Consider the following 12282-nt stretch of genomic DNA (forward strand, 5'->3'; position numbering starts at 1 on the left):
CCGTTTCTTGCCGCAGCATCACGCCGTGCACAGGCGTGGCGCGGCCGGTTCATATGGTTGATGAAATATCCGGGCTAGAGCCGCGCCGACGCCGGTGTTCAAGGCATTGACGAGTGACGCAATAACGACGCGGGCAGCGATGGCAACAAGAAGGAGGGCTGCACACACCAACAGAATGGCGATCAAGGCATGAACTGCCGGAAAAAGGCGTAGCAGACGTTTCATTTTTCGAGGATAAAACATTTCGACTACCGGGAACATTGCCATAATCCATGTTTAGGCGCATTTGCCAGAAACAAATACGGTCTTGTCAATCCTCGAGAATCATGAAAAAAGTGACGATCGCCCGGATGCTCCTGCCAGATGTTGTTACTCCGTGGCGCAGATTCACGCTCCGCTCAGATATCGTCCCGCAAAAACGCTGAAGATTTTGATTCAGCTCATTCCCGCGTCCCCGGCCGCCATGAAATAGTAGAAATAAAGATCACGTCCATTCAGCATCAACATATTGAATTCAAAGTCGCATGACAGCCGCGTAGTGCCACGTTTCTTCACAGACAACGGAAAGAGACCTCATGGATATGAAAACGGCAAGATTTCCTGATCTGTCGCCCGCTCGGCGTACTCAACATGTCCTGCAACATGTTTTTCGCAACTACACAGGCGGATTGCGTGTGCAACTATGGAACGGCGACATACTCACGATCGGAACCGGCCAGGCGGTCGCCACCATCATCTTCCGCAGCGCCGATATATTCCGCGAGCTGATACTGCACCGCGATCCGCTTACACTGGCCGAGGCCTACTTTTCCGGGATGGTGGATGTTGACGGCGATCTCTTTGCGCTCTTTTCACAAAAGGAGCATCTCTCGTCATTTAAAATTTCCCTGAAGGAGCGTCTTTCTATCCTGGCGGCAGCGTTAGCTATCAAAGACACGTGCGGCACATACATTGATGGCGGCAGGCAGGTACGTTGGCATCGGAAGCTGTCATCGCATCTAAAGCGCAAGTCCTCGCGCGCGTTCAATCGAGATGCCATCGCATTCCACTACGACGTGTCCAACGACTTTTATCGCCTCTGGCTGGACCAGGAAATGGTCTATTCATGCGCCTATTTCGAGGCCGACAGCAATACGCTGGAACAGGCGCAAGCCGACAAACTTCATCATATTTTCCGCAAGCTCCGACTCAAGCCCGGAGAACGGCTGCTCGATGTCGGTTGCGGCTGGGGCGCGCTGATCTGCTGGGCAGCGAAGCATTATGGCGTAAGCGCCCATGGCATCACCTTAAGTCGACAACAATACGAGTATGCGCAACAAAAAATTCGAGCGCTGGGCCTGGAAGATCGTGTCTCGGTTGAGATGCGCGACTACCGGGATCTGCCGAGCGAGCCGCTCTATGACAAGGTTTCCAGCGTGGGCATGTTCGAGCATGTTGGCCTTCGCAACCTTCCCACCTATTTTCGGGTCGTCCACCGGGTGTTGAAACCAGGTGGACTGTTTCTCAATCACGGCATCACCAACGACCGGGAAGGCTGGCGCAAGACGGTCGGCACCGAGTTCATACAACGCTACGTCTTCCCCGATGGAGAGCTTGATACTGTCAGCAATATTCAGCGCGTCATGGAGCACGCGTCCTTCGAAATCATCGATGTCGAAGGAATGCGTCTGCACTATGCACTGACGCTGCGACACTGGGTCGCGCGCCTTGATGCGCGACGTCAGGAAGCGCTCAACCATGTCGCCGAGTCGACCTTCCGCGTATGGCGACTATACATGACGGCGTGCGCGCTGCAGTTCGAGGAGGGAGGAACCGGCATTTACCAAATACTGGCGGCAAAACGACATGGAGGCCCAATCGATGTACCGCTGACCCGGAGTGATCTCTACCTGCCACCTCATGGGACAGCAAGAGAAGACATTGTCCGTTAGTCTGGACAAAAGAACGATGCGCACGACAGGAGGAGTTATGATGAACACGAAAGCGATAGCGGCAATAACGGTTGCTTGCAGCGTTGTCCTTGGCGGATGCGCAGCGCCGCCGACTCAGGAGCAATCAGGAATGATCATCGGCGGCGCGCTCGGGGGAGCGCTTGGCTCGCAGGTAGGCGGCGGACAAGGCCGGACCGTGGCAACGATTGTCGGCACACTTCTGGGCGCCTCGGTCGGCGGCGCGGTCGGCCGTTCGATGGACGAACAGGACCGTCTGAAGGTGGCGCACAGCCTGGAAACCGTGCGCACCGGCGTGTCATCCCAGTGGCGCAATCCGGACACCGGCAACGAATACGCCGTCGTTCCGACACGTACCTATGAATCCTCGGGCATGCCCTGCCGCGAATTCACAGTCAATGGAAACGTCGGCGGGAAGCGGGAGCAAGTCTATGGGACGGCTTGCCGCCAACAGGACGGTAGTTGGCGGATGGCGCGCTAACCCATAGCCTGCACATATCCTCCGCGCGGAAGCAGTGTTTACGCGGGGCATCGATGCATATCAACGGCACGTTCATACGTCCCGTTCTCAGAGAGAAGAGCGCAGCGCTATCGGTGCCCCGCCACCTGCGCTCGCCTGATGGCGTTGGCCCTGAAATACAAATAAATAATGGCGCTTAACACCGCCGAGAAGAAACACCATACGGAAAACAGCGCAGCCGTGTAAAACCAGTAGGCAACAAAGAAGAGCACCAGCGCGAGCGCACCGAATACCTTGACCAGGCGGTGGCTGGAAAAGAACGATACGACGCAGGTCGCCGCCAGGTACAGCAGCATCGCCGGTATCTGGTAAAAGTGCGGCGACACGTAGACGATGTGTTCCTCAGCCACTGCCGTGACCGGATATTTAACGATGAAGTACAACAGATAGAGACCGATCCCCAGTCCGAGAATCTGAAATGCGGAGATGATGTTCTTTCGCCAGGTGACGGGCTCCAGCAATCCGACAGAAAATGGCACGAAAATCGGCCACAATGTATGCGAGAACACCGAAAACGCGTAGGTTGTCGTCGCATTGAGGACGGGGGCGTGATACCGAAATGAAAGCCACAGCAATCCTTCGATGATCTGTTGAATCCCGAACAGGAGCGGGATCAGCGCAAACGGAATCTCGGTGCGCCGGCGCGCACGTTTCAAGGTCGCGCCCCCGATGGCAGAGAGCGATACGCCAGCAACAAAACTTGCGGTAGCAGAAAAACACATTCGCCGAAGCTCCTTCCGCAGAATAGGCAATGCTCGCGCTGAATAATACAGAGACTTCTCCGACTCGGTCCAAGCCGGGAGTGAAGGGATTGAAACGCCGAGAAAGCCGAAAGAACAGCCAGCTACGACGCCGATTTAGCCGCAGCAGCACCCCTTGCCGCTCTGCCCGTGACAACCTTGTGCCGGTTTCGCACCATATCCCGCCTGTTCAACAGCGGCCTGCAGCTGGGCTGGTCTGGTGTTCATTGAACTGCACGCGGGCCAAGCCTTCGCTCAGCGACAAGTCCACATCCGATACGCCGGTCACCGACTTGAGCGCATTTGTCACTTTGCTGGCGCAGCCGCCGCACGTCATTCCCGTTACTTTCAAGGTTTCCGTTTGCATGGCACGTCCTTTTTATCCGATTGAATCCTGCGACCAATAACACTGCCCCAATGCGATACAGTCCTCGGCAGGTCGGGTCCGCTGCAACGCCAGTTGATCATCCGAGTCGCACCGATCCAACAGTAACAAGCGCCATGTTCCGTAGCCATTGACCTGAGTCAAAATTATCGAAAAATGGCATTGTGAAGGGACGGAATACTGAAGGCGAGCTCTGGCTCTCAAAGTAACCACCTCGTCGCCAGGCAGGGGACGTGACGATGTACTTGCATTTGCCTTCAGATTGCCATCAGCAGCCCGCCGCTATAGACTCGCCATCACGCTTCGAATCCATGAGTACAACCGATGCCCAATGACCGTCTATTATCGCCGCCCTCCATCACTGCGAGCCTGATCGAGCGTTACAAGGCTGACAGCGAGTCCGTGTACAACACCTGGTTTATCGGTGGCGAGGCGCGAATGAAGGCATTCCGCTCCATTCGCCGCGGCGTCAAGGACACCGTGGACGCGATTGCACGGGGAGATTTCGGCGCCGATTTTCGCGGATCCCCGCTGGAGCCGGTGCTCATGGCCATCACCGAACAAAAGCAGGTGTTCGAAGGCGCCGCCCATCCGTTTTACTGGAAACCGAAACTGCGCATTCCTGACATTTACGAGGACGAAGCGAACAAGCGCAAGTTCGGCGCATTTCTGCAGGCCTGCCTGAACGCGACGCGGGAAGACCAGATCCTCGACGAAATCAGCCGCCTGGCGGCTGCCAATATCAAGGGTCTGGGTCCGGCCGTCGCCAGCATCATCTACTTTCTTCATCCGACGCTCATCCCGCCATTCAATACCGCCATCGTCAACGGATTTAACGCTCTGTTCGGTAGCAAGCAAAAGCTGGGTTCCTGGCAGAGCTACTTGGCGATGCGCGAAACCATCGTGCAAGTCAACGCCGAACACCGCGACCTGCTCTCCAAGGACCTGGGTGCATTCGCAGGACTGCTGTTCGAACTAGGCAGCGGCCGCCCGGTCATCGCCGGCAATGCGGACGACGCACTCAAAGACCTGCAGCAGAAGGCGGAAAAGCTCGCGCAGAAGCGTCATCAGCAGGTCGTTGACGAGCAGCGCGAGGAATCGGAACACACCCAGGTACAGCACATGCTGATCCGGATCGGGCGCGCCCTGAATTACCAGGTCTTTGTGGCACGCAATGACCGTCATCGCTCGTGTCATGGCGAATCGTTTTCCTTGCTGACCACATCCCGCTTGCCCGATATCGGCGCTCCGGCTGAAGTGATGGACACCATTAGCCTAATCGATGTGTTATGGCTGAGCGCGGATTCATCAAGGATCGTTGGGGCATTCGAAATCGAAAAAAGCACGTCGATCTATTCCGGCATGTTGCGCATGAAAGACCTTGCCCGCTCGCTGCCGGATCAGGGATGCCACTTCTTCCTGGTGGCGCCCGACAAGCGCGAAGCCGAGGTCATGGCCCAAATGAGCAGACCCGCTTTCCGCGATGGCGCAGCGGACTTCCCGCTGGCGTACATCCCGTTCGACATGCTCCGACAACATTGCGATGCCCTGTGCACGCTGGGCGACGATGTAAGCATCCTGAAAAAGATCGCGCGCGCCGTTCATCTGGACGGCTTGACCGCCCGGTAAAGCGCTATGGTACCGAAGACGGTCGAAAACGTCCTGCGCTGCGCCACATCGGAAAATCCAGCGTGCCTGAACACGTCGACCAGCTTTCCTTCGACATTGTCCTGTGTATTCCGAAAACCATCCAGCAATTGGATCGCGAAAAATGCCGTGCGCATTATTCTTCCAGAAGGTCGTCCCCAATCCGCGACATGCAATTCGCCGCCGCCCCGCAATACGCGATAGAGCTCGTCGGCGGAGCGCAACTTGTCGTGCCACGATAGATGATGAAAGAACAGACTGGAAAAAGCACAGTCGAATGACGCGTCGGCATATGGCATATCGAAGGAGAATCCTTGGTCAAGACGGATTGAAACGCCCTGCCGTCTCGCCTTACGCGCGGCAATCTCCAATATTTGCGGATCTCCATCCAATCCGGTCACGCTCACGTTTGGATGGCGTTGCTTGATCCATAATGCCAGGGTTCCGGTTCCGCATGCTAAATCGAGAACCCGCTGCCCCGGCCTCAGTTCAGCCTGATCGATCAGCGCGTGCTTAAACGTCCGCTCGCGCGTAGTCGCCCCCACCACCACATCATAGGCCGGAGTAAGCCACCGGAATCGCAGGGCAGCCACGTAGCGGGAATCGGAACGATCGGACATGTACGCTCCCAATGATCATCGGAAAAATTTAACGGATGAGCTGTCACACCTGCCAGGGCAAAGGTCAATGCTACCAATGAACGAACGCCTCCTGGCTCGACAAAAGACAGGAGGCTCAGCGGTTCGAAGCATGGCAGATACTATACCGCGTCGAACCGGCGTTTTCATACGGTGCGCACGCGCCAGCGTATTGACTCAATCGAAAATGATCGCGTCGACCAGCCAGCGCGCGCGGCGACTTACTACCCGCCTCGATATTCGGGACGCAGCGCGAGAGAGAGCCGCGCCGTTTCATTGCCTTTCATGACAATCGTCTTTCCGTCCTTCGTCACCATGGTATGCCCTTCATCCATGCTCGTAACAAGACCATACGGGTTTTCCATCCCCATTTTCCCGTCCTTGAAGACGTGAACCGTGGAACCGTCTTTAAGCTCGATCGATTTCTCGATGCCACCGTCGTCCCAGGCAAAAGCCGACACGGCAACAACGCCACCTGCAATAACGACAGCAATTTTCTTCAACATGATCATTCTCCTGTGTGAGTTTCACAAACTGCAGGGTCATGATATGAAAACACCGCCGTCAGAAGCATGACGGGAAGATTGCAATTGCGTAAGCTTCACGACCAGGATTTCACGGCAAGACAAAGTTGCGGCAGCGGGGGATTACCATATCTGCCTTTCGCGTGCGTAGCCGTCATGTTGGCCTGCATGGGCAGGGTTATGGCGTCATTGCCGAAGTGAAGAACGTCCATCATCGGCATGACGCTTAGATCGATGCCGAGCGCCGCCATCGCGCTCTGTGCGGCAGCCATAGACTGGGTAATCGTCGCCTCAGTCATCGTCGTCATGTTTGCCGCGCACCGCCATCCAGAGCGCCGCCGGTTCGATCCTTGATTGCCCAATCCATCTTGCGTCGTGCAGGAGTGAGCGCGATTTCGTGAAATTCTGCTTGTTCGCAGACCGACCAATATAAGCGGTCGATAATAAAACTGGCGCTGGTGTTGCTCAGCCCTTCAGGCTGCTGAACAATTCCGACATCATCTTGTAGTGGCCGCTTACCCGGTCGAGGCTAAATTGGTACCTGATTATGCTCTCGGTGAATTTCGCGCGCTCCGCATCCAGGTCTACCGTATTGCCGTCGACGCTGCCTTGCGCGGGTTGGTGGTATTTCAGGGGAATGGGCGAGGCCGCCGGTTCACCCTTACCCTGGAGTAGTGCCTCGCGGTAGTCGATGTCGATTGCCTTATAGCCGGGCGTATCGGCATTTGCGATGTTCGAGGCGATGACTTGAAGCCGGTATGCCTGCACGTTGAGCGCCCGTTCATGAAAACCGTGGCCATCCATTTTGGCATGTTGCCCTGCAATCGGTATGTGCTTGGGTGAAGTCAAAGGGGCGGTGACGGCGCGTCGGGACAGTGCGGATTGCATCGCGACCGAAAAAGGTTCCGACCCGGACGAACTAATTTGTGTCGGTGAATGAACGCCTTGCGGGCTATCCACGCGCGGAGCAGAGGATGCTGCAATGCCATTCGCCATGTTTTCCATGCCTTGCTCCTTACCTTGGACGGTGACCGGCAACGCCAACGCACCGAATCAGCCTGTCGCATATTCCAGGTTGATTGTGTTGGCCATCTCTGCTGCGTACGTATTCGGGAATTTCCCAAGCTCTGCCCGACTGCGGGGATCGACGGAATTGCCACCCGCAAGAGTCGGGATGCCCGAACCCCTTCTTCCCTATCTACCTCCGACCGGTTTCATCGTTGCCCTTGCGGGGGAGGCGTCCATTCCATTTCTCCTGAAGTTGCGGCAACGGGGGCACCATATCTGCCTTTCGCATGCGTAGCCGGTGTCTTCGGTGAATCGCTTGCCCGATATCGCACGTAGAACATTACATCGGAATAGCAAGGCCGAGAACGGATTCAGGCGCGATGCGCCACGCTCTCGCCTCGCCAGCCACCTGTAGCAGCATCGTCTGAAGTGTGCTGAAAAGCGTTCAATGGTCGCCTTATCATTAGGGCATCGAGGCGATACAAGCGTTGGCGATAGCTGCCTTCGTGTTCGATTTTCCCGATCGTCGCTCGCTCAAAAACTCGCTTGATACCATCGAGCTCACGTCGCTCGTCGCTCGTCTGAATGATGATCAACCGCCGCCTGGCACGGATGTCATAGTCCCGTATATCGACCAGCATGCAGTGTCCGCAGTCGGCATCGTCCAGGTTCAGCAACAAGGCTTCGTGCTTCGACAATCCGAAACGGGCCGCCAGTTTGATGCGAGCTGCCAGAAGAGGATCATCCAGGTCTCGATGTTCATTAAGTATCGCCTGCGCCCACACAGCAGGAACTGCAGGCGATGCGATTTTCCGCAGAAGTTGATTCGCTTCGTCGCATCCCTGTGCACTTGCCCGATGCAGCCAATATGCGGCATCAACGTCATTTGATGCGTCGATGCGTCGTTTTCGCCAGAGCCGTTTCCCCAATTCCAATTGGGCGCCGCAATGCCCGGCCTGTGCAGCGTACTTCAGGAACCGCTCCGCTTCCGCGATGCTGCGCTGTGCAAACTCCGCCTTCAGATAAATCCGCGATATGACGTACCATGCGTCGGCTAAGCCTTGCTGTCCGGCCATCATGAGCCACTTGATGGCCATCCGATAGTTGACCTGCCGTGAAATTCGGCTGACGCGCTTGCCCAGTTTATCCATCTTGGAAAACCATAAGCCGAGACAGAGCTGTGCGTGCTTGTCGCCAGCGCCCGCTGCCGGCTCCGCCAGCCTTTCAATAGTGTTTCCGCCGCATTCGCCATTGCGAAAGAGCGCTTGCGCACACTGCGAAAGCAAGCGCCTGTCCGCATCATCCAGACGATATCCGGTGGTTGACGAGCATGCCAAATCCCCGGCAAGCGCTTGCGCTATCGGCAATGCCCAATGCAGGAACTCCGTGTCATCCGCCACTTCCCACGCATAATCGGCGAGCCAGCGCTGCGCCGGCACTATACCGTTGTTTGCCGCACGACGGGCCCATTGAAGGCACTGCTGTTTCCACGAATGGGGCTCACGATCGTTGCGATTCGCTGCGCAACCAGTGCTGGCAGCTGCTGCTTTCTTCTCGATCAGCTGTACCAAGAGCCACTGCGCTTCCGCGATATCTGCTTCGGCTGCCCTTTCCAGAGCTTGCCACGCCTTGCGTCGCAGCGGTGCTTCGTGGAGCCCGCCATCAACCACAAACACGAGTTTGGCCAGCGCCAGGCCCGCCTGAACCAGGCCGTCGTCGAATGCTCGTTCATACCACGCATACAACTCGGTCCGCTCTGACGCACGCAGTGCTACATCAAACGGGACATGCGTGCCGATCAGAATCCATGCTTGTGCCGCGCCTTGGCGCGCCGCACGCGACAACCAGTACAAGCCGGTTTCGACACTTTGCGGCAGTCCGGCACCACCTGCCAAATACCGTCTTCCAAGCGCAACCTGCGCGTCTACTTGACCGGCTCTGGCGGATCGAAGCAAGGAAATGTCTGCGCGACTAGCCATCTGTTCAACACCCATGAAAATCTCGCCGAATGATGCATGGCGCATTTTGTTAATTCGATTCGCAACCCAGATCAGGCGCATATCGAGTGTAGGTAGTCGCAAATGACAGCGGCGTGACGCCATGATTACAGTTTTGTTCTCTCTATGTAAGGTTTCCGGCAGAGCTCCCTTCAGCGAAATTACAACCCAGTCCATATCGTTGCCAACATGCAACGCTTTTTTCATCCCGCTCCAACTCGTCCACACTATTTTTCCGTGGAGAACTGAAATGACCATAAGTAAAAAGAAAGCACTTACCTTCAAACCGTCCGTACAAGCGGACTTTGAATAACGCTTTCTTTGAGGTGAATAAATGAAAAAATCGCTCCTCGCATTAACCGTACTCGGCGTGCTCGCTGGTGCAGCACAAGCACAATCCAGCGTCACCGTCTACGGTTCGCTGGATGGCGGCATTCGCCATCTCACCAATGCCAACGCTACCGGAGACAGCGTGCTTGGCATGTCCAACGGGATCATCTCGTCCGGCATTTCGAACTCCAATCGTCTCGGCTTCAAGGGAGTCGAAGACTTGGGTGGCGGCATGAATGCACACTTCGTGCTGGAGTCCGGCTTCATCCTGGGTAGGGGTGCCTTTACCGGCGCCACCCCCACCCTGTTCAGCCGGCAGGCATTTGTCGGACTGACGGGATCATTGGGCGAACTCGACCTCGGTCGCCAGTACAGCATCGCACTCAAGCAGCTGGGCAGTTACGATCCGTTTCTGTACAAGTTTCCGACTATCGTACCGCTCGCGTTTGCCGCCTCGGCCGATCCTGCATCAGGCGGGCGATTCAACAACGATATCCAGTACATCAAAAATTTCGGGCCTTTGACTGCGCGCGTCGAATATGCACTCGGCGAGAATCCCGGAAGCGTCGGCAATGGCTCTTCGCAAGCCGCCGGCTTGCATTATGAAAGCGGCGGCATTGCGGTCGGCGGCGCGTTCACGCGAAGAAAGCCATTGGTCGGTGCAACCTACGAGAATAATGACCAGTGGCTGATCGGCGGAGCTTACGCAACCGGCCCTTATCGCGTCGCGCTCGGGTATATCGATGAACAACAAGATGTTGGATCGGCCAAGGCAAAGATCAGGAATCTCTGGCTGGGGGGAAGCTATAACTTCACGCCGGCACTGAAACTGACCGGCGGCTTCTACCGCACCAAGAACACCACCACGGCCGGCGTGGACGGCAAGCGAGACTTGTTCATCGTTGCCGGCTCGTACGCACTCTCCAAGCGCACGGACCTCTATCTTGAAGTCGACAGGGCCAAATTTACCAGTGCATTCAGCAACCAATACACCGCCAGCCCAATTGGTATCCCGGCCGGCGCTGCTAACGGCCTGTTAAGTCAGACCGGGATTTCCATGGGGATGAATCACACCTTCTAAGCGCAATCTGACGACGGCTGCGCCTGTGGCAGTTTTCTAACTGGCACACCCTGTCATTCGCCTGTCTCGACAAAAAGATAGATCGGACGCCTCGTGAGGCGCCCGATCTATCTACATACGCGCATTACGGTGCACGCATATCGCGATTCTGATTCGTCAAAATCGATCAAGCGTTCTGTTACTGTCCGCGATACTGCCGGTATAACACCGCATCGAGGCGCGCAGTTTCATTACCCTTCATCGCGATCTTCTGCCCATCCTTGGCTTCCATGACGTGGCCATCATCCATGCTCGTGACATAACCGTACCGGTTCTCCATCCCCATTTTCCCGTCCTTGAAGACGTGAACCGTGGAACCGTCTTTAAGCTCGATCGATTTCTCGATACCACCGTCGTCCCAGGCAAAAGCCGACACGGCAACAACGCCACCTGCAATAACGACAGCAATTTTCTTCAACATGATCATTCTCCTGTGTGAGTTTCACAAACTGCAGGGTCATGATATGAAAACACCGCTGTCTGAAGCATGACGGGAAGATTGCAATTGCGTAATCCTGGAGGGCTGGTTGACCGCCGTGCAGTATGTGGCTTCGGCCCGACAACCGGCATGCATCGCCGCTCCGTCAAAGAGACAGACAATGCGTCAGTTGGATTAACGCTGCCGCATCGGAGCAATCCACCTGCATTTTCGATAGCGCCAGAATGTCATTTCGGTCGGCCTCGATCATCCGATTGGAAGGCTGCCCGCGTGATACTTGCGCCACCAGAAGGCGCCTGATGCAGAACAATTTCAACAGCAATTCGTCATTCGACGAAAAATTGGGGGCATGCCGCGGCACGCCCCAATTGTTCAACGAAGCGCGCATCGTGTACACGCATCCGTCGTCTTCATCGATCAATGCTGTGTGGAAGACCGTTTAGCTCCCGCGATACTGACGGTACAGCACGATATTGAGCCGCGCCGTTTCATTGCCTTTCATGACGATCGTCTGTCCGTCCTTCGTCACCATGGTCTGCCCTTCATCCATGCTCGTGACAAGACCATACGGGTTTTCCATCCCCATTTTCCCGTCCTTGAAGACGTGAACCGTGGAACCGTCTTTAAGCTCGATCGATTTCTCGATACCACCGTCGTCCCAGGCAAAAGCGGACACGGCAACTACGCCACCTGCGATAGCGACGGCAATTTTCTTCAACATGATCATTCTCCTGTGTGACTTTCACAAACTGCAGGGTCATGATATGAGAACACCGCTGTCAGAAGCATGACGGGAAGATTGCAATTGCGTAATCCTGGAGGGCCGCTTGGAAGCCGAGCGATGAGCAGCTGTAGAGCACCGCTCAGCTCGAGTATATCCATTCAAGCCGCGTAGCTGAGCATATCGGCTAAGAGCCTTACATGGACGCCGCCGTTTGCCAAGTAAAAACCGCATGATCCAAACAGAATAGAGATTGCGAACTTA

At 56.0% G+C, this 12282-nt stretch carries 15 protein-coding genes; 5 read left to right on the top strand and 10 right to left on the bottom strand.

The genetic code is table 11. From position 1 onward, the window contains the following. Nucleotides 1-18 precede the first annotated feature (18 nt). Nucleotides 19-261: a hypothetical protein gene (locus E6W33_RS26615; protein ID WP_136420409.1), complete on the bottom strand. Its 243-nt coding sequence runs from the start codon at nucleotides 259-261 to the stop codon at nucleotides 19-21. A gap of 314 nt (nucleotides 262-575) precedes the next feature. Here E6W33_RS26615 and E6W33_RS26620 point away from each other — a divergent pair, with 314 nt between their 5' ends. Both E6W33_RS26620 and E6W33_RS26625 read left to right on the top strand, forming a co-directional pair. After that, on the top strand, nucleotides 576-1931 hold the full coding sequence (locus E6W33_RS26620; RefSeq protein ID WP_136420410.1) for a cyclopropane-fatty-acyl-phospholipid synthase family protein: 1356 nt from the start codon (nucleotides 576-578) through the stop codon (nucleotides 1929-1931). Between the two features lie 37 nt (nucleotides 1932-1968). Further along, entirely contained in the window at nucleotides 1969-2430 is a 462-nt protein-coding gene (locus tag E6W33_RS26625) for an RT0821/Lpp0805 family surface protein (RefSeq protein WP_247869807.1), read from the top strand. Between the two features lie 107 nt (nucleotides 2431-2537). Here E6W33_RS26625 and E6W33_RS26630 read toward each other — a convergent pair whose 3' ends face one another. Both E6W33_RS26630 and E6W33_RS26635 read right to left on the bottom strand, forming a co-directional pair. Beyond that, entirely contained in the window at nucleotides 2538-3191 is a 654-nt protein-coding gene (locus E6W33_RS26630; RefSeq protein WP_136420411.1) for a DUF6629 family protein, read from the bottom strand. Between the two features lie 208 nt (nucleotides 3192-3399). Further along, nucleotides 3400-3576, bottom strand: a complete 177-nt coding sequence (locus E6W33_RS26635; protein WP_247869808.1) for a heavy-metal-associated domain-containing protein — start codon at nucleotides 3574-3576, stop codon at nucleotides 3400-3402. A gap of 342 nt (nucleotides 3577-3918) precedes the next feature. Here E6W33_RS26635 and E6W33_RS26640 point away from each other — a divergent pair, with 342 nt between their 5' ends. Beyond that, nucleotides 3919-5223 (top strand): hypothetical protein, encoded by a 1305-nt coding sequence (locus tag E6W33_RS26640; protein WP_136420412.1) that lies wholly within the window; start codon nucleotides 3919-3921, stop codon nucleotides 5221-5223. On the opposite strand, the gene E6W33_RS26645 is transcribed toward E6W33_RS26640, so the two are convergent. The 5 genes from E6W33_RS26645 to E6W33_RS26665 form a co-directional block, all read right to left on the bottom strand. Further along, nucleotides 5196-5861 carry a class I SAM-dependent methyltransferase gene (locus E6W33_RS26645; protein ID WP_136420413.1) on the bottom strand — a complete coding sequence of 222 codons (666 nt, stop codon included), beginning with the start codon at nucleotides 5859-5861 and terminating at the stop codon, nucleotides 5196-5198. The genes E6W33_RS26640 and E6W33_RS26645 overlap by 28 nt on opposite strands. Before the next feature lie 242 nt (nucleotides 5862-6103). Next, a complete protein-coding gene (locus E6W33_RS26650; protein WP_136420414.1) occupies nucleotides 6104-6385 on the bottom strand; it encodes a CopK family periplasmic copper-binding protein in 282 nt (93 codons plus the stop codon). Between the two features lie 95 nt (nucleotides 6386-6480). Continuing rightward, nucleotides 6481-6711, bottom strand: a complete 231-nt coding sequence (locus E6W33_RS26655; RefSeq protein ID WP_136420415.1) for a hypothetical protein — start codon at nucleotides 6709-6711, stop codon at nucleotides 6481-6483. Between the two features lie 157 nt (nucleotides 6712-6868). Next, nucleotides 6869-7408 (bottom strand): flagellar basal body protein, encoded by a 540-nt coding sequence (locus E6W33_RS26660; RefSeq protein ID WP_247869809.1) that lies wholly within the window; start codon nucleotides 7406-7408, stop codon nucleotides 6869-6871. Nucleotides 7409-7782: 374 nt separating this feature from the next. Continuing rightward, nucleotides 7783-9615 (bottom strand): hypothetical protein, encoded by a 1833-nt coding sequence (locus E6W33_RS26665; protein ID WP_247869810.1) that lies wholly within the window; start codon nucleotides 9613-9615, stop codon nucleotides 7783-7785. Between the two features lie 127 nt (nucleotides 9616-9742). On the opposite strand from E6W33_RS26665, the gene E6W33_RS26670 reads away from it, so the two are divergent. Next, complete coding sequence (locus E6W33_RS26670; RefSeq protein ID WP_136420416.1) at nucleotides 9743-10819, top strand: porin; 1077 nt, start codon at nucleotides 9743-9745, stop codon at nucleotides 10817-10819. A gap of 178 nt (nucleotides 10820-10997) precedes the next feature. Here the strand turns inward: E6W33_RS26670 and copK are convergent, their stop codons facing one another. Further along, nucleotides 10998-11279 carry a periplasmic Cu(I)/Cu(II)-binding protein CopK gene (gene copK / locus E6W33_RS26675; protein ID WP_136420417.1) on the bottom strand — a complete coding sequence of 94 codons (282 nt, stop codon included), beginning with the start codon at nucleotides 11277-11279 and terminating at the stop codon, nucleotides 10998-11000. A gap of 317 nt (nucleotides 11280-11596) precedes the next feature. Here copK and E6W33_RS27220 point away from each other — a divergent pair, with 317 nt between their 5' ends. Continuing rightward, nucleotides 11597-11740, top strand: coding sequence for a hypothetical protein (locus E6W33_RS27220; RefSeq protein ID WP_168798783.1), 144 nt, complete (start codon nucleotides 11597-11599; stop codon nucleotides 11738-11740). On the opposite strand, the gene E6W33_RS26680 is transcribed toward E6W33_RS27220, so the two are convergent. Then, nucleotides 11737-12018 (bottom strand): CopK family periplasmic copper-binding protein, encoded by a 282-nt coding sequence (locus E6W33_RS26680; RefSeq protein WP_136420418.1) that lies wholly within the window; start codon nucleotides 12016-12018, stop codon nucleotides 11737-11739. The two genes, E6W33_RS27220 and E6W33_RS26680, sit on opposite strands and share 4 nt — an antisense overlap. Nucleotides 12019-12282: the final 264 nt, after the last annotated feature.

The organism is Herbaspirillum sp. ST 5-3, assembly GCF_004804275.1.
GTDB lineage: Bacteria > Pseudomonadota > Gammaproteobacteria > Burkholderiales > Burkholderiaceae_D > Noviherbaspirillum.

Bases quoted from the DNA above. Each gene is read 5' to 3' on its own strand.
- E6W33_RS26615 (WP_136420409.1), bottom strand. From the start codon at position 261: ATGTTCCCGGTAGTCGAAATGTTTTATCCTCGAAAAATGAAACGTCTG.
- E6W33_RS26620 (WP_136420410.1), top strand. From the start codon at position 576: ATGGATATGAAAACGGCAAGATTTCCTGATCTGTCGCCCGCTCGGCGT.
- E6W33_RS26625 (WP_247869807.1), top strand. From the start codon at position 1,969: ATGATGAACACGAAAGCGATAGCGGCAATAACGGTTGCTTGCAGCGTT.
- E6W33_RS26630 (WP_136420411.1), bottom strand. From the start codon at position 3,191: ATGTGTTTTTCTGCTACCGCAAGTTTTGTTGCTGGCGTATCGCTCTCT.
- E6W33_RS26635 (WP_247869808.1), bottom strand. From the start codon at position 3,576: ATGCAAACGGAAACCTTGAAAGTAACGGGAATGACGTGCGGCGGCTGC.
- E6W33_RS26640 (WP_136420412.1), top strand. From the start codon at position 3,919: ATGCCCAATGACCGTCTATTATCGCCGCCCTCCATCACTGCGAGCCTG.
- E6W33_RS26645 (WP_136420413.1), bottom strand. From the start codon at position 5,861: ATGTCCGATCGTTCCGATTCCCGCTACGTGGCTGCCCTGCGATTCCGG.
- E6W33_RS26650 (WP_136420414.1), bottom strand. From the start codon at position 6,385: ATGTTGAAGAAAATTGCTGTCGTTATTGCAGGTGGCGTTGTTGCCGTG.
- E6W33_RS26655 (WP_136420415.1), bottom strand. From the start codon at position 6,711: ATGACGACGATGACTGAGGCGACGATTACCCAGTCTATGGCTGCCGCA.
- E6W33_RS26660 (WP_247869809.1), bottom strand. From the start codon at position 7,408: ATGGAAAACATGGCGAATGGCATTGCAGCATCCTCTGCTCCGCGCGTG.
- E6W33_RS26665 (WP_247869810.1), bottom strand. From the start codon at position 9,615: ATGAAAAAAGCGTTGCATGTTGGCAACGATATGGACTGGGTTGTAATT.
- E6W33_RS26670 (WP_136420416.1), top strand. From the start codon at position 9,743: ATGAAAAAATCGCTCCTCGCATTAACCGTACTCGGCGTGCTCGCTGGT.
- copK (WP_136420417.1), bottom strand. From the start codon at position 11,279: ATGTTGAAGAAAATTGCTGTCGTTATTGCAGGTGGCGTTGTTGCCGTG.
- E6W33_RS27220 (WP_168798783.1), top strand. From the start codon at position 11,597: ATGCAGAACAATTTCAACAGCAATTCGTCATTCGACGAAAAATTGGGG.
- E6W33_RS26680 (WP_136420418.1), bottom strand. From the start codon at position 12,018: ATGTTGAAGAAAATTGCCGTCGCTATCGCAGGTGGCGTAGTTGCCGTG.